Origin of the sequence: Pseudomonas fluorescens (assembly GCF_902497855.1) — a bacterium.
GTDB classification, from domain to species: Bacteria; Pseudomonadota; Gammaproteobacteria; order Pseudomonadales; family Pseudomonadaceae; genus Aquipseudomonas; species Aquipseudomonas fluorescens_BI.
This window is the reverse complement of the sequence record NZ_CABVHU010000003.1, coordinates 149,407-169,527: the sequence shown is the minus strand read 5'-3', so window position 1 is coordinate 169,527 and position 20,121 is coordinate 149,407. Positions and strand designations below refer to the sequence as shown.

Here is a 20,121-nt window from a genome sequence, read left to right as displayed (position 1 = left end):
ATTTTTTGTGTCATGAAGTGCCGTGCAAGCCCATTCCTGCGGGCGCCGGGCGAGTTTTTCACCCTCTAACAGACTAGCCCTTCGCTGTCGAGATATGGCGCTGGTGGTCCTTTGCGTATACTGCGAAGATGTTTTCCCCAACGGCTTTGCGTCCGCGGTATGCCAAATGGCTAATCGCAACCGGACTCTTCCTGGTGCTCAGTGGCTGTGTTGATAAACCCAACACACTTGAGCGCGTAAAGGAGGATGGCGTGCTGCGGGTGGTTACCCGAAACAGCCCGGCCACCTACTTTCAGGATCGCAACGGTGAAACCGGCTTCGAATACGAGCTGGTGAAGCGCTTCGCCGACGATCTGGGGGTGGAGCTCAAGATCGAAACCGCCGACAACCTCGACGACCTGTTCAACCAGGTGGGCAAGCCCAACGGCCCGGTGCTGGCTGCCGCCGGCCTGGTCGCCAGCGAGCAGCGCAAGAAGCAGGTGCGGTTTTCCCACTCTTACCTGGAAGTCACCCCTCAGATCATCTATCGCAACGGCCAATCGCGGCCGACCGGTGCGAAGGATCTGGTGGGCAAGAAGATCATGGTGCTCAAGGGCAGCACCCACGCCGAGCAGCTGGCGGAACTGAAAAAGAAATATCCGGGCATTCAATACGAAGAGTCCGATGCGGTGGAAGTCGTCGACCTGCTGCGCATGGTGGATGAAGATCAGATCGACCTGACCCTGGTCGACTCCAACGAAGTCGCGATGAACCAGGTCTACTTCCCCAACGTGCGAGTGGCCTTCGATCTCGGCAATGCCAGCAACCAGAGCTGGGCCGTAGCGCTTGGCGACGACAACAGCCTGCTGAACGAGATCGACAGCTACCTCGACAAGGTCAAGAAGAACGGCACCCTGCAACGCCTCAAGGACCGTTATTACGGGCACGTCGATGTGCTCGGCTACATGGGCGCCTACACCTTCGCCCAGCACTTGCAGCAACGGCTGCCCAAGTACGAACAGCACTTCAAGGCGTACGCCAAGAAAGAGAAAGTCGACTGGCGCCTGCTGGCCGCGGTCGGTTATCAGGAGTCCCTGTGGCAAGCGGCCGTCACCTCCAAGACCGGCGTGCGCGGGCTGATGATGCTGACCCAGAACACCGCACAGGCCATGGGCGTGTCCAATCGACTCGACCCCAGGCAGAGCATCATGGGCGGCGCCAAGTACCTGGCCTACATGAAGGAACAGCTGGACGACTCGATCCAGGAACCGGATCGCACCTGGTTTGCCCTGGCGGCCTATAACGTTGGCAGCGGTCACCTGGATGACGCGCGCAAACTGGCGGCCAAGGAAGGGCTTAACCCGGACAAGTGGCTGGACGTGAAGAAGATCCTGCCGCGACTGTCCGAAAAGAAGTGGTACAGCAAAACCCGCTACGGCTACGCCCGGGGTGGCGAGCCGGTGCACTTTGTGGCGAACATCCGTCGTTACTACGACATCCTGACCTGGGTCACGCAGCCGCAGCTTGAAGGCGACCAGGTCGCCGAAGGCAGCCTGCATGTACCGGGGGTCGACAAGACCAAGCCGAACCAGGAAACCCCGCAGCTCTAGATTTCTGGTGTTTTCGAGGACGCCTTCGCGGGCAAGCCTCGCTCCTACGGATCTGCGTCGAACACACAATTGCGGGTCGACGTAAACCTGTAGGAGCGAGGCTTGCCCTCGAAGGCAGCACCGCCGATCTCAACCCTTTAGTGCGGCGGCCAGGATCAGCGCTTTCATCTCGGACACCGCCGACTTGAACCCGACAAACAACGCATGGGCCACCAGCGCATGGCCGATGTTCAGTTCGTTGATGCCCTTGATCGCCGCCACGGCTTCGACGTTGTGGTAGTGCAGACCGTGACCGGCATTGACGATCAGGCCCTGGGCCAGGCCAAACGCTACGCCATCGGCCACGCGCTTCAATTCTTCAGCCACTTGCGTCGGCGTCTCGGCATCCGCGTAACGACCGGTGTGCACCTCGATGGCGGGCGCCCCGACGCGACGCGACGCTTCGATCTGCCGCTCGTCCGCATCGATGAACAGCGACACTTCACAGCCGATCTGCGCCAGGCGATCCACTGCCGCCTTGATCCGCGCTTCCTGCCCCGCTACGTCTAGGCCACCTTCGGTGGTCAGCTCCTGACGAGTTTCCGGTACCAGGCAAATGTGCGCCGGGCGGATGCGCTCGGCGAACGCCATCATTTCTTCGGTGACGCCCATTTCGAAGTTCATGCGGGTTTGCAGCACATCCTTGAGCAGCAGCACGTCGCGCTCCTGGATGTGCCGGCGGTCTTCACGCAGGTGCACGGTGATGCCGTCGGCGCCCGCCTCTTCGGCGTCGAGTGCTGCCTTGACCGGATCCGGGTAACGAGTACCCCGGGCCTGACGCAGGGTGGCAACGTGGTCGATGTTCACGCCAAGAAGAATGCGATTGCTGGTGGTCACGGAAGCGCTCCTGAAGAAGGGAAAGTTCGGTGCACAGCATACACGGGGAGCCAGGGTCTGTTGACGTTTGGTCAACAGACTCTACGGCTTGCGAAACAACTCGCGACTGACCAGCGGACGACCGCCCAAGTGTACGGCCAGCGCCTGGCGCATCAGACGCTTGGCGGCGGACAACGCGCCGGGCGCGGACCAGTCGGCGTCGGCCATGGCCAGCAGTTCGGTGCCATTGAACAGACCGGGCTGCAGCAGGTAGACCCGCTCCAGGCCCGCATCGACCTGCAAGCGGTAGAGACCGTCCGGTGCGATGGGTTCGCCGTGGATATCGCGGTTGAGCGCGAAACCGTAGCCGAGATCGTCCAACAGCCGCCATTCGAAGGAGCGCAGCAGCGGCTCCAGCGGACGGCCTTCAGCCAGGGCGAGCAAGGTGGCGGCATAGTGATCGAAGACCGCGGGATGCGGGTCTTCGGCGGGCAACAGGCGAATCAACAGTTCGTTGAGATAGAGGCCACTGAACAACGCCTCACCAATGAGCCAGGTGGAAACGCCGGCACTTTCCATGCGCCCGACGTTCTTCAGCTCGCCCCGCCCCCGGAATTCGACTTCCAGCGGCACGAACGGCCGCGCCAGTGTGCCGGCCTTGCCCCGGGCACTGCGCAACACCGCCCGCAGCCGACCTTGCGGCGTGAGGAAGTCCACCAAAGCGCTGTTTTCGCGGTAGGCGCGGGAGTGGAGGACGTAGGCGGGTTGGCCGATGGGTGGGGTTGGGGACATGGAAGTCAGGGTTCTCAATGAAGAAAAGCAGCTTTATAAACAACCCAAAACCAATGTGGGAGCGAGCCTGCTCGCGAAAGCGGTGTGACAGTCAACATCAATGCTGAATGCTACATCGTCTTCGCGAGCAGGCTCGCTCCCACAGGGGTTCTCCGGTGTATCGGGAACCGGGTGTTACAAGTCGCCGTAACCCAGCGAACGCAAGGCGCGTTCGTCGTCGGACCAGCCGCCTTTCACTTTGACCCAGAGGTTGAGCATGATCTTGGAGTCGAACAGCAGCTCCATGTCCTTGCGCGCTTCGGTGCCGATGCGCTTGATGCGCTCGCCCTTGTCGCCAATGATGATCTTCTTCTGGCCGTCACGTTCGACGAGGATCAACGCATGGATGTGCAGGGTTTTCCCCTGTTGCTTGAACTCTTCGATTTCCACGGTGATCTGGTACGGCAGCTCGGCGCCCAATTGGCGCATGATTTTCTCGCGCACCAGCTCGGCGGCGAGGAAGCGGCTGCTGCGGTCGGTGATCTGGTCTTCCGGGAAGAAGTGATCGTTTTCCGGCAGGTGCTCGGCGATCACCCGCTCCAGCGTGTCGAGGTTGTGCCCGTGCTGGGCCGAGATCGGCATGATCTGCGCGTTCGGCAGCTGTTCCTGCAACCAGGTCAGGTGCGGCATCAGCTCGGACTTGTCTTCGATGCGGTCGGTCTTGTTCAACGCCACGATCAGCGGGCCGGTGACGTACTGGACGCGCTCTAGGACCATCTGGTCTTCGTCGGTCCACTTGGTGCGGTCAACCACGAAGATCACCACGTCGACGTCTTTCAACGCCGCCGAAGCGGTCTTGTTCATGTAGCGGTTCAGCGCCTTCTCGCCACCTTTGTGCATGCCCGGGGTATCGACGTAGATCGCCTGCACGGCGCCTTCGGTCTTGATCCCGAGCATGTTGTGGCGGGTAGTTTGCGGCTTGCGCGAGGTGATCGCGAGCTTCTGGCCGAGGATGTGGTTCAGCAGCGTGGACTTGCCCACGTTCGGACGGCCGACGATGGCAACATAGCCACAGAGAGTTGCGTTTGAATCAGTCATTGCCATTCTCCACACCCAGGGCAATCAGTGCTGCGGCGGCCGCTACCTGTTCGGCAATACGACGACTCACACCCTGACCTCGGCTTTTTTCATTCAGTAAGGTGATTTCACATTCGACGAAGAACGTCCGGCAATGCGGCTCACCCTGGATATCCACCACTTCGTAACGTGGCAGCTCACAACCCCGGGACTGCAGGAATTCCTGCAGGCGGGTTTTCGGATCTTTGTTGGTGTCGACCAGCGTCAGGCCTTCAAACTCCCCGGCCAGCCAGGCCAGCACGCGCTCGCGCGCCATGTCCATGCCGGCGTCCAGGTAGATCGCGCCAATCAGTGCTTCCAGGGCATCGGCCAGAATCGACTCGCGACGGAAGCCGCCGCTTTTCAACTCGCCGGAACCCAGGCGCAGGTACTCGCCCAGATCGAAACCGCGGGCCAGCACGGCCAGGGTCTCACCTTTCACCAGGCGGGCACGCAAACGCGACAGCTGGCCTTCGCGGGCCAGCGGGAAGCGATCGAACAAGGCCTCGCCGGCGACGAAGTTGAGGATGGCATCACCGAGGAACTCCAGGCGTTCGTTGTTGCGCCCGGCAAAACTGCGGTGAGTCAGGGCCAGGACCATCAGCTCCTGGTCCTTGAAGGTGTAGCCGAGCTGACGCTCGAGACGGCTTAAAGAGACGCTCACGGTTTACCCACGCTGAGTTCGTGGCTGGATTCCACCGCCATCGCCGGGGTGCGGCGCAGGCTTGGGACAATTAACGCTGTGTTCAAAAATTACATCCTGAATATCATTGTTTTCATGCGTCTGGTGCCCATTGTGCCGGTTCCAGAAATGCATTCGGCGCTGTGTTCAACAGCGCCGTGTGTGATTACTTGATCAGGCCAACCCGCGAGAAATTCGGCAGGTGACTGAGTTTGGGTTCTGGCCAGCTCATCCAGACTGCGAAGGCCTTGCCGACGATATTCTTGTCGGGAACCATGCCCAGCAGATCCTTGGGAATGCTCGGATCATCCCAGAAACGACTGTCGTTCGAGTTGTCGCGGTTGTCGCCCATCATGAAGTAGTGCCCGGCGGGCACGGTCCACGAATGGTCCGGCGCGGCGCGGTAGCGGCTCATCTCCTTGCGGATCAGGTGCTCGGTGACGCCGAGTTTTTCCTTGTAGAGCTCGGCGCTGCCCAGCGTGCCCGGCTCGGAGCCGACCAGTTGCTCGGCAATGGACTCACCATTGACGAACAGACGCTTGTCGGCGGTATAGCGAATCTGGTCACCCGGCAGGCCCACGACACGCTTGATGTAGTTGACGTTCGGATCGCTCGGGTAGCGGAACACCATCACATCGCCGCGTTGCGGATCACCCACTGCGATGACTTTCCTGTCGAGCACCGGCAGGCGGATCCCGTAGGAAAACTTGTTCACCAAAATGAAGTCGCCAACGTCCAGGGTCGGTTTCATCGAGCCGGAAGGAATCTGGAACGGTTCCACCAGGAACGAACGCAGGACCAGCACGATGAACAACACCGGGAAGAACGACTTGCCGTATTCGACCAGCAGCGGCTCTTTGTTCAGTTTCTCGACCACCATCCCGTCAGGCTGGCTGACGCTGCCCTGATAGGAGGCAATGGCCGCACGCCGACGCGGCGCCAGGAAAACCAGATCGAGCAACGCCAACAGGCCGCAGACGAACACGGCGATGACCAGCAACAGCGGGAAATTTAGTGACATAGGACCTAACTATCCAACCTGAGCACTGCAAGGAAGGCTTCTTGTGGAATTTCCACGTTGCCGACTTGCTTCATGCGTTTTTTACCGGCCTTCTGCTTCTCCAGCAGTTTTTTCTTACGGCTAACGTCACCGCCGTAGCATTTGGCCAATACGTTCTTTCTGAGTGCCTTGACCGAAGTCCGCGCGATGATCTGCCCGCCAATGGCGGCCTGGATCGCGACGTCGAACATCTGGCGCGGAATCAGCTCTTTCATCTTCTCGGTCAACTGGCGACCTTTGTAGTGCGCGTTATCCTTGTGCACGATCAACGCCAGGGCGTCGACCTTGTCACCGTTGATCAGCACATCCAGTTTCACCAGATTAGCCGATTGATAACGGTCGAAATGGTAATCCAGCGAAGCATAGCCACGGCTGGTGGATTTCAGACGGTCGAAGAAGTCGAGCACCACTTCGTTCATCGGCAAATCGTAGGTCACCTGGACCTGGGTACCGAGGAACAGCATGTCGTGTTGTACGCCACGCTTTTCGATGCACAGGGTAATGACGTTGCCCAGGTGCTCTTGCGGCACAAGAATGTTGGCCCGCACGATCGGCTCGCGCATGTCTTCAATCGAGGACAGGTCTGGCAGCTTCGACGGGTTGTCGACGTAAATCGTTTCACCGGTTTTCAGCAACAGCTCGAAAATTACCGTCGGCGCCGTGGTGATCAGGTCCAGGTCGTACTCGCGCTCCAGGCGCTCCTGGATGATTTCCATGTGCAGCATGCCAAGGAACCCGCAACGGAAACCGAAGCCCAGGGCATCGGAGCTTTCCGGGGTGTATTGCAGGGACGAGTCGTTGAGCGTGAGCTTTTGCAGGGCTTCACGGAAATCTTCGAAGTCGTCGGAGCTGACCGGGAACAGGCCGGCGTATACCTGCGGCTGAATGCGTTTGAAGCCTGGCAGCACGTCGACGTCCGGCGTGGAGCTCAAGGTCAGGGTGTCACCCACCGGTGCACCGTGAATGTCCTTGATGCCGGCGATGATGAAGCCCACTTCGCCGGCCTTCAGGTCAACGGTGGCGGTGTGTTTCGGGTTGAATACACCGACGCTGTCCACCAGGTGGATCTTGCCGGTGGACTTGACCAGGATCTTGTCGCCCTTCTTCACACGGCCGTGGCGCACGCGTACCAGGGACACAACGCCCAGGTAGTTGTCGAACCAGGAATCGATGATCAACGCCTGCAGCGGATCTTCGTAGTTGCCGGTTGGCGCAGGAATGGTGTGAACCAGACGCTCGAGCACTTCGTCGACGCCCAGGCCGGTCTTGGCGGAGCACTCGACCGCATCGGTGGCGTCGATGCCGATGATCTTTTCGATTTCTTCCTTGACGCGGTCCGGATCGGCCTGCGGCAGGTCGATCTTGTTCAGCACCGGCATGACTTCCAGGCCCTGCTCGATCGCCGTGTAGCAGTTGGCAACCGACTGCGCTTCCACGCCCTGGCCGGCATCGACCACCAGCAACGCACCTTCACAGGCCGCCAGCGACCGGCTGACTTCATAGGTGAAGTCGACGTGGCCCGGGGTGTCAATGAAGTTCAGCTGGTACTTGATGCCATCGCGAGCGGTGTAATACAGGGTGACGCTGTGGGCCTTGATGGTGATCCCGCGTTCACGTTCCAGGTCCATGGAGTCCAGGACCTGGGCTTCCATTTCGCGCTCGGCAAGGCCGCCACACATCTGGATGAAGCGATCGGCCAGCGTCGACTTGCCATGGTCAATGTGGGCGATGATGGAGAAATTGCGGATATGACTCAAATCACTCACGGATCAACACTCAAAAAGGCTGCAGGCATAGCCCGCCGAAAAATAGCCGGGAATTGTACCTGATCCACGGCGCAAGCGTCACGTTTGCAGGTCAGACGGCATGTACAAAAACGCCCCGGCCGTGCGGCAGGGGCGTTTCTTTGTCATCGACCGAACGGGAAATACCCGGGATCAACCGGCCCGACGCAGCAACCAGAGCCCGGCCAGGGCGCAGATACTGGCCGGCAACAGCACCGCAAGGAGTGGCGGAAAACCGAACACCAGGCTCGAAGGCCCCAGCAGATCCTGGACAATGCGGAAGGTAAAGCCCACCAGCACACCGGTGAATACCCGCTGACCGAGGGTCACCGAACGCAACGGACCGAAGATGAAGGAAATCGCCATCAGCACCAGGGCCGCGGTGACCAGCGGCTGCAACACCTTGACCCAAAAAGCCAGCCAATAACGACCATTGCTCAGGCCCTGGTCTGCCAGGTAGTGGATGTAACCCCACAGGCCGGTGATCGACAGCGAATCGGGGGACATCACCACAGTACTGAGCAATTGCGGGCTCAGCGCCACGTTCCAGCGCTCGACCGGGGTCGTCACCACTTCCGTGCTTTTTTCATGGAATACCGTGGTCGTGACGTCGCTCAACTGCCAGTGATCCTTGTCGAATTCCGCGCGCTTGGCGAAGCTCGAAGACAGCATGTGGCGTTGATCATCGAAGCGATAACGGGTCACGCCATACAGCAGGCCGTTGGGCTGCACCGAGTTGACATGGATGAACTCGTCACCCTGGCGATGCCACAGACCGTGCTTGGCGCTTTGCGCATCGCCACTGCCCTGGGCCAGGGAGCGATTGGCCTGGGCAGTGACTTCCGTCGCCGGGGCGACGTACTCGCCAATCAGCAGTCCCACGACCATCAGCACCAGCATCGGCTTCATGACCGCCCAGACGATCCGCCCGACCGACACACCGGCGGCGCGCATGATGGTCAGTTCGCTGTGACTGGCCAGGCTGCCGAGGCCGATCAGGCAACCGATCAGCGCCGCCATCGGCAACATGTCATAGAGACGGCGCGGCGCGGTCAGCAGGACATAACTCAACACATCGACCAGGGTGTAGGTTTCGCTGACGTCCCCCATCTCGTCGATAAAGGCAAACAGCGTCGCCAGGCCGAGAATGATCCCCAGTACGGCCAGGATCGCCATGAACACGCTGCTGCCGATGTAGCGATCGAGCTTAACCACGGGCCACCTCCAGCGCGCTGCGGCGACTCGCCATTTTCAAGCGCAGTGGCTCCCAATAGAGCAGGCCCAGGCCGATGACAAGGAAGATCGCATGCACCCACCACAACCCCAGCGCCGGCGGGATCTTGCCCTTCTCGAGGGCGCCGCGGGCGGCAATCAGGATCGTCAGGTAAGCCATATAAAGAAGAATCGCCGGCAGCAGCTTGAGGAAACGGCCCTGGCGCGGATTGACCCGCGACAGCGGCACGGCCATCAGGGTCACGATGAACACCAGCAACGGCAAGGACAGGCGCCACTGCAATTCGGTGCGGGAACGGATGTCGTCGCTGCCCAGCAGGGCGCTGGTGGGCATCGCGTCACGGTCGGTGACTTCATCGCTGACGTCCGGCTTGGGTAGCAATACACCGTACTCGTCATATTTGATCGCCCGGTAGTCGGCCTGACCCGGATTACCGTCATAGCGATAGCCGTTTTCGAGAATCAGGTAGCGGTTACCGTCGGCGCGGATTTCCTGGCGCCCGTTCTCGGCCACCAGCACGGAAATCCCGCGATCCTTCTTGTTGTCCGAGGAAACGTTCTTTTGCGAAATGAACACGCCGCCGAGGTTGATGCGGTCATCCGACAGCGTTTCGGTGTAGGTCACCCGCGTTCCGTCACGCAACGCCTGGAAACGGCCAGGCTCAAGGGTATCGAACTCGGTCAGGGCATCCTGCTTGTTCAGCAGCAACTGGAACTGATTGGCCCCTTGCGGCGCCAGGCTCAGGCTGAGCCACGCCACCACCAATGCCACCAGGGTGGCCGGAAACAACGTCATGGCCAGCAGCCGCTGCTGGCTCATGCCGGTGGCCGACAGTACGGTCATTTCGCTTTCAAGGTACAAACGACCGTAGGCCAGCAGAATCCCGAGGAACAGGCCCAACGGCAGAATCAACTGCAAGAAACCCGGCAGGCGAAAACCCATGATCAGAAACAGCGAGCCCGGATCCAGAAGACCGGCAGCCGCCTGGGCGAGGTACTTGATGAAGCGTCCGCTCATGATGATGACCAGCAGCACCGCACTGACGGCGCTCAAGGTCAACAGGACTTCTCGGGACAGATAACGAAAGACAATCAAACCAGACACTCCAGGGTTGTCAGGCTAAGGCGGCCAAACAAGCAAAACGTATCAGACGGCCCGCAGGGCAGAGCCGCCGAAAAAGTTGGCGCATTATCCTGTGATTGGGTGCGCCTGTCACTGCGCAATGGCGCGGGGGGCCAATCGTACAACCCAGGGTTGTCAGGCGCAGGCAGCGAGGTTCAAACTGCGGCCTTTGTCGCAGACCGCGTCTTGCGTCTTTCTATTTATAAGCAAGTTCATACGCTTGCGTTGTTGACCATTCATTCAGGGACCCGGACATGGAACTGGTTGTAAAAAGCGTTAGCCCAGAAACGTTGAAGACCGCCACTCTGGTGGTCGCCGTCGGCGAAGACCGCAAACTCGGCGCCACCGCCCGCCAACTCGACGAGCTGAGCGGCGGCGCCATCAGCGCGGTGCTCAAGCGTGGCGACCTGGCCGGCAAAGTCGGTCAGAGCCTGTTGCTGCATAGCGTGCCGAACCTCAAGGCCGAGCGTGTGTTGCTGGTGGGTGTCGGCAAGGACGAAGAGCTGGGCGACCGCCCGTTTCGCAAGATCATCGCCGGCGTCCTCAATACCCTCAAGGGCCTGGGCGGCAACGATGCCGTGCTGGCCCTGGACGAAGTCGTGGTCAAAGGCCGCGACAGCTACGGCAAGACCCGCCTGTTGGCCGAGACCCTGGTGGACGGCGAGTACATCTTCGATCAGTTCAAAAGCCAGAAAGCCGAGCCCCGCACCCTGAAAAAAGTCACCCTGGTGACCATCAAGGCAGCACAGGCCGAAGTCGAGCGCGCCGTGGCCCATGCCACCGCCATCGCCAATGGCATGGCCTTTACCCGCAACCTGGGCAACCTGCCGCCGAACATTTGCCACCCGACCTTCCTCGGTGAACAGGCGAAGAGCCTGGGCAAGGAGTTCAAGAGCCTGAAAGTCGAAGTCCTCGATGAGAAGAAGATCAAGGACCTGGGCATGGGCTCGTTCTATGCCGTGGGCCAGGGCAGCGCCCAGCCACCGCGCCTGATCGTCATGCAGTACAACGGCGGCAAGAAATCCGAGAAGCCGTACGCACTGGTCGGCAAAGGCATCACCTTCGACACCGGCGGCATCAGCCTCAAGCCTGGCGCCGGCATGGATGAAATGAAGTACGACATGGGCGGCGCCGCCAGCGTCTTCGGTACCCTGCGAGCCGTGCTCGAACTGAAGCTGCCGATCAATCTGGTGTGCATTCTGGCCTGCGCCGAGAACATGCCGAGCGGCAATGCTGCGCGCCCTGGCGATATCGTCACCACCATGAGCGGCCAGACCGTGGAAATCCTCAACACCGACGCCGAAGGCCGTCTGGTGCTGTGCGATGCCCTGACCTACTCCGAGCGCTTCAAGCCGCAAGCGGTGATCGACATCGCCACTCTGACCGGCGCTTGTGTCGTCGCGCTGGGCTCCCATACCTCGGGCCTGCTGGGCAACAACGACGAACTGATCGGCCAACTGTTGAGCGCCGGCCAGTCCGCCGACGACCGCGCATGGCAACTGCCGCTGTTCGATGAGTACCAGGAACAGTTGGACAGCCCGTTCGCCGACATCGCCAACATTGGCGGTCCGAAAGCCGGCACCATCACCGCGGCCTGCTTCCTGTCGCGCTTCACCAAGAACCTGAACTGGGCGCACCTGGACATCGCCGGCACGGCGTGGACCAGCGGCGGCAAGGACAAGGGCGCCACTGGCCGTCCGGTTCCACTGCTGACCCAATACCTGCTGGACCGCGCCAAGGCCTGAATATCGCTCACTGACCACTGTAGGAGCGAGCTTGCTCGCGAAAAACTCAAGATCGCCGCGATTAACCTGGTTTCCCGCGTAATCGTTGACGACCTTCGCGAGCAAGCTCGCTCCTACAGATTCCGCGGAAGTTGATTCCAGGAACCGCAAATGACCAAAGTCGACTTCTACGTCCTGCCCAGCGCCGATCCGTCGGCGCGGCTGGATTTCGCCTGCAAGCTCACCGAGAAAGCCTGGCGCATGGGCCACCGCATCTACCTGCATTGCAGCGATGCCGCCCAGCGTGACGATCTCGATGCGCGGCTGTGGGCCTTCAAGGGCGAAAGCTTCGTGCCTCACGGTCCCGCCGAAAGCGAGCCCGAGGGGGCGATCGTGCTGGGCCTGGGCGATGACTGCGGTCAGCATCAGGATCTGCTGGTCAACCTCGACCTGAAAGTCCCGACCTTCGCCGGGCAATTCGCCCGCGTGGCGGAAGTGGTGGTTGAAGATCCGACGATTCGTCAGGCCGCGCGGGAGAGTTTCCGCTTCTACCGCGAACAGGGCTATCCTCTGCAAGATCACCGTCTACAGCGACTCTGAGCATTCCGATGGACACTCCAAAACAGCAACAGTCCGCGCACCTGCTGGACGACCTCGAGTCGATCCGGCAATTGCTCGGCGACGACAACCTGCAACCGCCCCTGCTGACCGATACGGTCGAGGACGATGATCAGGAACAGATCCCGATGTTGTTCGATACGGTCAGCGCTTCCCAGCCTACCGTCGAACCGACACCGCCCACCCCTGCCGCCGAGCCTTCACCGGCTGCCAGCAAAGGCTCGGATGCCCTGCTGCATCTGGACGGCGAACTGCGCTCAGCCGCCATGCTGATCATGCAAGACGTGATCGACGACTTCGCCCCGCACATCGAAACCGAAATCAAACGCCGGCTCGCCGCGCGGATGGACCGGTTGCTCAGCCAGTACGAATAAACACCACCATTCTAATGTAGGAGCGGGCAAGTCGGACCGCCGCACCGCTCGCTCCTACAGGGGGTTTTCGGTGTTTTCGAGGACGCGCCCCGTCTTCACCTGCTCGCCCTGCGCCCCATGCCCCGCTATACTTGCCGGCTTTTCCTGAATAAATGCCAATAGGGTCCCGCCGCGCATGGATAAGACCTACCAGCCGCACGCCATTGAAACTTCCTGGTACAACACCTGGGAGTCAGAGAATTACTTCGCCCCGCAAGGCGCGGGCGAGTCCTACACCATCATGATCCCGCCGCCGAACGTCACCGGCAGCCTGCACATGGGGCACGGCTTCAACAACGCGATCATGGACGCCCTGATCCGTTTCCGCCGCATGCAGGGTCGCAACACCCTGTGGCAGCCGGGCACCGACCACGCCGGTATCGCCACGCAAATGCTGGTGGAGCGCCAACTCGAAGCCCAGGGCCAGAATCGCCATGATCTGGGCCGCGACAAATTCCTCGAGAAAGTCTGGGAGTGGAAGGATCAGTCCGGCGGCAACATCAGCCGTCAGATCCGTCGCCTCGGCTCGTCCGTGGACTGGAGCCGCGAGCGCTTCACCATGGACGACGGTCTCTCGGAAGCGGTCAAAGAAGCGTTCGTGCGCCTGCACGAAGACGGCCTGATCTATCGCGGCAAGCGCCTGGTCAACTGGGACACCAAGCTGCACACGGCGATTTCCGACCTCGAAGTGGAAAACCACGACGAGAAAGGTTTCCTGTGGAACCTGAAATACCCCTTGGCCGATGGCGCCAAGACCGCTGAAGGCAACGCTTACCTGATCGTCGCGACCACGCGTCCGGAAACCATGCTCGGCGACGCCGCCGTGGCCGTCAACCCGAACGATGAACGCTACAAAGCCCTGATCGGCAAATTTGTCGAGCTGCCGCTGGTTGGCCGCCGCATCCCGATCATCGCCGACGATTACTGCGATCCTGAATTCGGCACCGGCTGCGTGAAAATCACCCCGGCCCACGATTTCAACGACTATGAAGTCGGCAAGCGCCACAACCTGCCGCTGCTGAACATCTTCGACAAGAACGCCAATGTTCTGCCCGCAGCCCAGGTGTTCAACCTGGACGGCACGCTGAACACCGAAGTCGACGGCAAGCTTCCGGCCGAATACGCCGGCCTGGACCGCTTCGAAGCGCGCAAGCAGATTGTTGCTGCCTTCGAAGCCGCCGGCCTGCTGGTCAGCGTCGACGATCACGGCCTGAAAGTACCGAAAGGCGATCGCTCCGGCACCATCATCGAGCCGTGGCTGACCGACCAGTGGTACGTATCGACCAAGCCATTGGCCGAGCCTGCGATTGCCGCCGTTGAAGATGGTCGCATCCAGTTCGTGCCCAAGCAGTACGAAAACATGTACTTTTCGTGGATGCGCGACATCCAGGACTGGTGCATCAGCCGTCAGCTGTGGTGGGGCCACCGGATTCCGGCCTGGTACGACGAGTCGGGCAAGGTCTATGTCGGTCGCGACGAAGCCGAAGTACGTGCCAAAAACAACCTTGGCCCGGACGTTGCGCTGCAACAGGACAACGACGTTCTGGATACCTGGTTCAGTTCGGGGCTGTGGACCTTCTCCACCCTCGGCTGGCCGGAGCAGACCGAATTCCTGAAGAAGTTCCACTCCACCGATGTGCTGGTGACTGGCTTCGACATCATTTTCTTCTGGGTTGCCCGGATGATCATGCTCACCATGCACCTGGTGAAAAACGAAGACGGCACGCCCCAGGTACCCTTCAAGACCGTTTATGTGCACGGCCTGGTGCGCGATGGCCAGGGCCAGAAGATGTCCAAATCCAAGGGCAACGTCCTGGACCCGCTGGACATCATCGACGGCATCGAACTGGAAGACCTGGTGCAGAAACGCACCTCGGGCATGATGCAGCCGAAACTGGCGAAGAAGATCGAGAAGCAGACCCGCGACGAGTTCGCCGACGGCATCGCCAGTTATGGCACCGACGCCCTGCGCTTCACCTTCTGCTCGCTGGCCTCTACCGGTCGCGACATCAAGTTCGACATGGGCCGCGTCGAAGGCTATCGCAACTTCTGCAACAAGATCTGGAACGCCGCGCGCTACGTGCTGGACAAGGGCGAAGACTGCGGCCAGAACGGTGAAGCCTACGAGCTGTCCCTGGCAGATCGCTGGATCATTTCGCAGCTGCAACGCACCGAAGCCGAAGTGACCCGCCAGCTCGACCAGTTCCGCTTCGACCTGGCCGCACAAGCCTTGTACGAGTTCATCTGGAACCAGTATTGCGACTGGTACCTGGAACTGTCCAAGCCTGTGCTGTGGGACGAAAACGCACCGGTCGAACGCCAGCGCGGTACGCGTCGCACGCTGGTTCGGGTACTGGAAGTCGCGCTGCGCCTGGCGCACCCGTTCATGCCGTTCATCACCGAAGAAATCTGGCAGCGCCTCGCGCCGCTGGCCGGCATCGAAGGCAAGACGATCATGCTGCAACCTTGGCCAGTGGCCAATGAAGCTCGCATCGACCAGGGCGCCGAAGATGACATCGAATGGCTCAAGGGCCTGATGCTCGGCACGCGTAACATCCGTGGCGAAATGAACATCGGTCCAGGCAAGCCGCTGAACCTGTTCCTGAAAAACGTCAGTGCCGAAGATCAGCGCCGTCTCACCGAGAACGAAGCGCTGCTGAAGAAGCTGGCGCGTCTGGAATCGATCACCGTTCTCAAGGCTGGCGAGGAAGCACCGCTGTCCGCCACCGCTCTGGTTGGCGAGATGGAAGTGCTGGTGCCGATGGCCGGGCTGATCGACAAGGACGCCGAACTGGCACGTCTGGACAAGGAAATCCTGCGTCTGCAGGGCGAAGTCCAGCGCGTGGGCGGCAAACTGTCCAACGCCGGCTTCGTCGACAAGGCCCCGGCCGAAGTCATCGAAAAGGAACGCGCCAAACTGGCTGAAGCCGAACAGGCGTTGAGCAAGTTGGCGGAGCAGCATGCGCGGATTGCCAGTTTGTAAATAGTATTCGCTGTTTGATGAGCAAAAAAACGCCCTGATCATCAGGGCGTTTTTTTATGGATGATTACTTAATATTTAAATGCCCCCAAACACTAAAAAAATTCGCTAAGGTGGTTTCTCGGCAAATAGAAACATCAAACATTTTTAAACAACACTGAAAAGGGATAATCAGTATGAGTAGCAATCGACAAAAATCATTTCTTGCAACATTGAGTTTCAACAATAAACCTGTCTCTATAATTTCGCACGCCGGCAATACTGTCCCGGTCTGGGGGCAAAACAACGATGGCGCGGCTGACGTGCTGTATTTCCGCTGCGATGGCGATGACTACACCCTGTACATCCGCTCCGAAGGCGATCACTTCGGAAAAATTATAAACGCTATCGATATATTTTTTACGGCCAACACGGCCACTTCACCGACTACGTTCAACATCATTGATACGAACAATGAAATCGTTACTCTCGACAAACTTTCCGACAATCAAGCAATACGCCTAAAAACTCGAGACGGTGAAATTTTAAAGTCCGAATTTACGTGGGGGAACGATCCCGAAAGGATCGTTCTAGACGGTCGACGACTGGTGACCTTCGACCTGAACATTCTGGAGCGCAATGTTTCCTACTTGAGTACCCCTGATGAAATCTAATACAAGAGCGCGCCCTGGCAATCATTTGCCCGCATAAATTCAAAGACCGGAAGTCAGCACGAACCAGAAATCTTGCCGCCCATCCATCGGTGGGCGGCGAGATACATCATTGCGATTCGGATGAAGGTGCGCCCCCACGCAGCCATCTCATATGTGGGACAATGCCCACCACATTTAGCCATACCCGAATCGACAACGCCCATGAACGCCCCTCGCACACCAAGACCCGCGCGCAAGAAGCCTGACTCCGCCATCCCGCCCAAAGCCGTGGAACCGCGCGAGAAGGCCAGCCTGCATCCGCGCAACCGCCATCAGGGTCGCTACGACTTCCCGGCGCTGATCAAGACCACGCCGGAACTGGCGCAGTTCGTGATCATCAATCCGTACGGCAAGGAAAGCATCGACTTCGCCAGCCCCGACGCGGTGCGGGTGTTCAATCGGGCGCTGCTCAAGTCGTTCTACGGCATCGCCCATTGGGACATTCCGGCGGACTACCTTTGCCCACCGGTTCCGGGCCGCGCCGACTACGTGCACTTTCTGGCCGACCTGCTGGCCAGCGTCAACGATGGCGAGATCCCCCGGGGTGCGCCGGTCAAGGTGCTCGATATCGGCATGGGCGCCAACTGCGTCTATCCGTTGATCGGCTACAGCGATTACCGCTGGCACTTCCTCGGCTCGGAGATCGACCCGACGGCCGTGGCCGCCGCCAAGGCCATTGTGCAATCCAACGGGCTGAACAAAGCCATCCAGCTGCGCCAGCAGAGTAATCCCAAGCACATCCTGCTGGGCCTGCTCGAACCCGGCGAACGCTTTGACCTGACCATGTGCAACCCGCCGTTCCACGCGTCGATGGACGAGGCCACCAAGGGCAGCGAGCGCAAATGGCGCGCGTTGGGCCGGGCCGATCCAAAACGCAAACTGCCGGTGCTGAACTTTGGCGGTCAGTCGGCTGAGTTGTGGTGTGAAGGTGGCGAAGCACGCTTCGTGACGCAATTGATTGCAGAGAGCGCGCATTTTCAACACAAGGTGCTGTGGTTCAGCACACTGGTGTCGAAGGCCTCCAACCTGCCAGCGATCCAGACCGCCCTGAAAAGGGCCGGCGTCCTGGAAAGCCAGGTGGTGGAAATGTCCCAGGGGCAAAAGCAAAGCCGCTTTGTCGCCTGGACCTTCCAGACCAAGTCCGAGCAACAGACCTGGCGCGAACGCTGGGCGCGCAAGAGCTAACGCAGGTCAACTGTGGGAGCGGGCTTGCTCGCGAAAGCGGAGTGTCAGTCACTATATAATCGACTGATAGACCGCCTTCGCGAGCAAGCCCGCTCCCACATTGGTTTTGCGGTGTTCTTGGCATTCGCCAAATCGCAGACACAAAAAAACCGTGCCCGGATTGCTCCGATGCACGGTTTTTTTACAAATCTTACTTGTTGACAGCGTCGGTCAGGCCTTTGGCCACAACCAGCTTGATCACTTTCTTGGCAGCGATTTCGATGGCAGCGCCAGTCGAAGGGTTACGGCCGGTACGGGCAGGACGCTCGGTCACTTTCAGCTTGCCGATACCTGGAAGAGTGATTTCGCCGCCGTTTTCCAGCTGATCGGCAACGATTTGGCCCAGTTGGTCCAGAGCGTTACGCGCGGTGGTTTTTGGCGCGTCGATAGCTTCAGCGATGTCGGCGATCAGTTGGTCTTTAGTAAGAGCCATGTAGTGTTCCTTCCCTATCAAATTCATATGGATTGCAGAGTGCAGTGTCAGCCGTCGAGCCCGATCTTCTGGATCTGGCACCCTCGGCCAATAACCACGGGATCGGGGTTATAGATACCGAAATCAGGGTTTGGTTCGACCTGACAAATGCTGAATGCACGCTTAACGCAGTGACTTCGCGCAAGACCGGGCAAAACTAGCACAGAGACGGGGAAATATCCGCCTCTTGCTACCCAATTGGTCAGCTTTATTGCACTAAAACTGCAAAAAACTGCATAAGCACCGTCGCGGGGGCTGGAATTGCCCTTCGTGCCGCGCCATAACCAGTGGTTGCGGTACACTGGGCGCTTTTTCGGGGAGCACGCCCTCCTCTCTTCAATCAGCCGAGAAGCCCATGCCGATCCGTCATTGCATCGTCCACCTGATCGACAAAAAACCCGACGGCACACCTGCAGTTCTCCATGCCCGCGACGAAGAGTTGCCCGAGTCGAGCGCCATCGAGAACATGCTTGCCGACCTCAACGAGAGCTACAACGCCAAACAAGGCAAGGCCTGGGGTTTGTTCCACGCCGAGTCCGGGGCGCATCCGTTCAGCGGCTGGCTGAAGGAATACCTCGATGGCGGCAAGGACTTCACCGCGTTCAGCCGTGTGGCGGTGGAACATCTGCAAAAGTTGATGGAAGAGTCGAACCTCTCTGTGGGCGGCCACGTGCTGTTTGCGCATTACCAGCAGGGCATGACCGACTACCTGGCGATCGCCCTGCTGCACCACAGCGAAGGCGTCGCAGTGACCGAACAACTGGACGTGACCCCGTCCCGGCACCTGGACCTGGGCCAATTGCATCTGGCGGCGCGGATCAACATCTCCGAGTGGCAGAACAACAAGCAGTCCAAGCAGTACATTTCGTTTATCAAAGGCAAGAACGGGAAAAAGGTTTCGGAGTATTTCCGCGATTTCATCGGCTGCCAGGAAGGCGTCGATGGCCCGGGCGAAACCCGCACCTTGCTCAAGGCATTCAGCGACTTCGTCGAAAGCGAAGACCTGCCGGAAGAGTCCGCCCGCGAGAAGACCAAAACCCTGGTCGACTACGCCAGCAGCCAGGCCAAAATGGGCGAACCCATGGGCCTGGAAGAGCTCTCGGAGCTGATCGACGAAGAAAGGCCGAAAGCCTTCTACGATCACATTCGCAACAAGGACTACGGCCTGTCACCGGAGATACCGGCGGATAAACGCACCCTGAACCAGTTCCGCCGCTTCACGGGCCGTGCCGAAGGCCTGTCGATCAGCTTCGAAGCACACCTGCTGGGCTCGAAGATCGAATACGATGAAGAAGCCGGCACGCTGATCATCAAAGGTCTGCCGACCCAACTCACCGACCAGCTCAAGCGACGCAACTGATGCTGACCGGGGTCCTGAAAAAATGCCTGCTGGTCCTGCTGGTGGTTGTGGTGTACCAGCACTGGGGCAAGATCGAGCGGCTGTTCAACCCGTCACAAGTGGTATCCGAGCAAACCCAGGCCAAGGCCAACGTCGTGCTCTACGCCACCGAATGGTGTGGTTACTGCAAACTGGCCCGACGCTTTCTTGATCAGAAAGGCATTCCATACAAGGAATTCGATATCGAGAAGGATGCCGAGGCGCGCAAGGCGTACGAAGCATTGGGTGGCGGCGGGATTCCGATCCTCGATGTGAACGGGACGTTGATTCGCGGGTACGACCCGGATGCAATCCTCGCTGCCCTGGAATAACCCGCAAGAACGACACCGTCCCCTGTAGGAGCTGGCTTGCCAGCGAAGGCGGTGGGTCAGAGACCAACTGTATCG

Annotated in this window: 18 protein-coding genes; 9 read left to right on the top strand and 9 right to left on the bottom strand. The window is 59.8% G+C overall.

Annotated features, from left to right (window positions below; genetic code table 11):
• The first annotated feature begins 128 nt into the window (after positions 1 to 128).
• Entirely contained in the window at positions 129 to 1,589 is a 1,461-nt protein-coding gene (gene mltF / locus F8N96_RS08345) for a membrane-bound lytic murein transglycosylase MltF (RefSeq protein WP_150797401.1), read from the top strand.
• A gap of 129 nt (positions 1,590 to 1,718) precedes the next feature.
• On the opposite strand, the gene pdxJ is transcribed toward mltF, so the two are convergent.
• From pdxJ to lptF, 8 genes are all read right to left on the bottom strand, one after another.
• The gene (pdxJ, locus tag F8N96_RS08340) at positions 1,719 to 2,465 is read right to left on the bottom strand and encodes a pyridoxine 5'-phosphate synthase (protein WP_150797400.1); all 747 of its coding nucleotides are present in this window, start codon (positions 2,463 to 2,465) and stop codon (positions 1,719 to 1,721) included.
• An 81-nt stretch (positions 2,466 to 2,546) separates the two neighbouring features.
• On the bottom strand, positions 2,547 to 3,236 hold the full coding sequence (recO, locus tag F8N96_RS08335; RefSeq protein ID WP_150797399.1) for a DNA repair protein RecO: 690 nt from the start codon (positions 3,234 to 3,236) through the stop codon (positions 2,547 to 2,549).
• 174 nt (positions 3,237 to 3,410) lie between these two features.
• Positions 3,411 to 4,313, bottom strand: a complete 903-nt coding sequence (gene era / locus F8N96_RS08330) for a GTPase Era (protein WP_150797398.1) — start codon at positions 4,311 to 4,313, stop codon at positions 3,411 to 3,413.
• Positions 4,306 to 4,995 (bottom strand): ribonuclease III, encoded by a 690-nt coding sequence (rnc, locus tag F8N96_RS08325; protein ID WP_010463056.1) that lies wholly within the window; start codon positions 4,993 to 4,995, stop codon positions 4,306 to 4,308. The genes era and rnc overlap by 8 nt, the downstream gene beginning before the upstream one ends.
• A 184-nt stretch (positions 4,996 to 5,179) precedes the next feature.
• Positions 5,180 to 6,034 (bottom strand): signal peptidase I, encoded by an 855-nt coding sequence (gene lepB / locus F8N96_RS08320; protein WP_150797397.1) that lies wholly within the window; start codon positions 6,032 to 6,034, stop codon positions 5,180 to 5,182.
• Between the two features lie 5 nt (positions 6,035 to 6,039).
• Positions 6,040 to 7,839, bottom strand: a complete 1,800-nt coding sequence (gene lepA / locus F8N96_RS08315) for a translation elongation factor 4 (RefSeq protein ID WP_042932348.1) — start codon at positions 7,837 to 7,839, stop codon at positions 6,040 to 6,042.
• 171 nt (positions 7,840 to 8,010) lie between these two features.
• The gene (gene lptG / locus F8N96_RS08310; RefSeq protein ID WP_150797396.1) at positions 8,011 to 9,072 is read right to left on the bottom strand and encodes an LPS export ABC transporter permease LptG; all 1,062 of its coding nucleotides are present in this window, start codon (positions 9,070 to 9,072) and stop codon (positions 8,011 to 8,013) included.
• The gene (lptF, locus tag F8N96_RS08305) at positions 9,065 to 10,186 is read right to left on the bottom strand and encodes an LPS export ABC transporter permease LptF (protein WP_150797395.1); all 1,122 of its coding nucleotides are present in this window, start codon (positions 10,184 to 10,186) and stop codon (positions 9,065 to 9,067) included. The genes lptG and lptF overlap by 8 nt, the downstream gene beginning before the upstream one ends.
• Positions 10,187 to 10,467: 281 nt before the next feature.
• On the opposite strand from lptF, the gene F8N96_RS08300 reads away from it, so the two are divergent.
• The 6 genes from F8N96_RS08300 to rlmF all read left to right on the top strand — a co-directional run bounded on the left by F8N96_RS08300 (position 10,468) and on the right by rlmF (position 17,825).
• Complete coding sequence (locus F8N96_RS08300) at positions 10,468 to 11,958, top strand: leucyl aminopeptidase (RefSeq protein ID WP_150797394.1); 1,491 nt, start codon at positions 10,468 to 10,470, stop codon at positions 11,956 to 11,958.
• A gap of 150 nt (positions 11,959 to 12,108) precedes the next feature.
• Positions 12,109 to 12,537 carry a DNA polymerase III subunit chi gene (locus F8N96_RS08295; RefSeq protein ID WP_150797393.1) on the top strand — a complete coding sequence of 143 codons (429 nt, stop codon included), beginning with the start codon at positions 12,109 to 12,111 and terminating at the stop codon, positions 12,535 to 12,537.
• 8 nt (positions 12,538 to 12,545) lie between these two features.
• Positions 12,546 to 12,929 carry a DNA polymerase III subunit chi gene (locus F8N96_RS08290; protein ID WP_150797392.1) on the top strand — a complete coding sequence of 128 codons (384 nt, stop codon included), beginning with the start codon at positions 12,546 to 12,548 and terminating at the stop codon, positions 12,927 to 12,929.
• 175 nt (positions 12,930 to 13,104) lie between these two features.
• Positions 13,105 to 15,951, top strand: coding sequence for a valine--tRNA ligase (locus F8N96_RS08285; RefSeq protein ID WP_150797391.1), 2,847 nt, complete (start codon positions 13,105 to 13,107; stop codon positions 15,949 to 15,951).
• Between the two features lie 173 nt (positions 15,952 to 16,124).
• Positions 16,125 to 16,601 carry a hypothetical protein gene (locus tag F8N96_RS08280; protein WP_150797390.1) on the top strand — a complete coding sequence of 159 codons (477 nt, stop codon included), beginning with the start codon at positions 16,125 to 16,127 and terminating at the stop codon, positions 16,599 to 16,601.
• Positions 16,602 to 16,802: 201 nt separating this feature from the next.
• Entirely contained in the window at positions 16,803 to 17,825 is a 1,023-nt protein-coding gene (gene rlmF, locus F8N96_RS08275; RefSeq protein WP_150797389.1) for a 23S rRNA (adenine(1618)-N(6))-methyltransferase RlmF, read from the top strand.
• Positions 17,826 to 18,015: 190 nt separating this feature from the next.
• On the opposite strand, the gene F8N96_RS08270 is transcribed toward rlmF, so the two are convergent.
• Positions 18,016 to 18,297, bottom strand: a complete 282-nt coding sequence (locus F8N96_RS08270) for an HU family DNA-binding protein (protein WP_007905514.1) — start codon at positions 18,295 to 18,297, stop codon at positions 18,016 to 18,018.
• Positions 18,298 to 18,691: 394 nt separating this feature from the next.
• On the opposite strand from F8N96_RS08270, the gene yejK reads away from it, so the two are divergent.
• Together yejK and F8N96_RS08260 are read left to right on the top strand one after the other, a co-directional pair.
• Positions 18,692 to 19,696, top strand: a complete 1,005-nt coding sequence (gene yejK, locus F8N96_RS08265) for a nucleoid-associated protein YejK (protein ID WP_150765926.1) — start codon at positions 18,692 to 18,694, stop codon at positions 19,694 to 19,696.
• On the top strand, positions 19,696 to 20,046 hold the full coding sequence (locus F8N96_RS08260; RefSeq protein ID WP_150797388.1) for a glutaredoxin family protein: 351 nt from the start codon (positions 19,696 to 19,698) through the stop codon (positions 20,044 to 20,046). The genes yejK and F8N96_RS08260 overlap by 1 nt, the downstream gene beginning before the upstream one ends.
• Positions 20,047 to 20,121 lie beyond the last annotated feature (75 nt).

Coding starts and splice junctions, on each gene's coding strand:
- mltF (WP_150797401.1), top strand. CDS start 129: ATGTTTTCCCCAACGGCTTTGCGTCCGCGGTATGCCAAATGGCTAATC.
- recO (WP_150797399.1), bottom strand. CDS start 3,236: ATGTCCCCAACCCCACCCATCGGCCAACCCGCCTACGTCCTCCACTCC.
- era (WP_150797398.1), bottom strand. CDS start 4,313: ATGACTGATTCAAACGCAACTCTCTGTGGCTATGTTGCCATCGTCGGC.
- lepB (WP_150797397.1), bottom strand. CDS start 6,034: ATGTCACTAAATTTCCCGCTGTTGCTGGTCATCGCCGTGTTCGTCTGC.
- F8N96_RS08300 (WP_150797394.1), top strand. CDS start 10,468: ATGGAACTGGTTGTAAAAAGCGTTAGCCCAGAAACGTTGAAGACCGCC.
- F8N96_RS08295 (WP_150797393.1), top strand. CDS start 12,109: ATGACCAAAGTCGACTTCTACGTCCTGCCCAGCGCCGATCCGTCGGCG.
- F8N96_RS08290 (WP_150797392.1), top strand. CDS start 12,546: ATGGACACTCCAAAACAGCAACAGTCCGCGCACCTGCTGGACGACCTC.
- F8N96_RS08285 (WP_150797391.1), top strand. CDS start 13,105: ATGGATAAGACCTACCAGCCGCACGCCATTGAAACTTCCTGGTACAAC.
- F8N96_RS08280 (WP_150797390.1), top strand. CDS start 16,125: ATGAGTAGCAATCGACAAAAATCATTTCTTGCAACATTGAGTTTCAAC.
- rlmF (WP_150797389.1), top strand. CDS start 16,803: ATGAACGCCCCTCGCACACCAAGACCCGCGCGCAAGAAGCCTGACTCC.
- F8N96_RS08270 (WP_007905514.1), bottom strand. CDS start 18,297: ATGGCTCTTACTAAAGACCAACTGATCGCCGACATCGCTGAAGCTATC.
- yejK (WP_150765926.1), top strand. CDS start 18,692: ATGCCGATCCGTCATTGCATCGTCCACCTGATCGACAAAAAACCCGAC.
- F8N96_RS08260 (WP_150797388.1), top strand. CDS start 19,696: ATGCTGACCGGGGTCCTGAAAAAATGCCTGCTGGTCCTGCTGGTGGTT.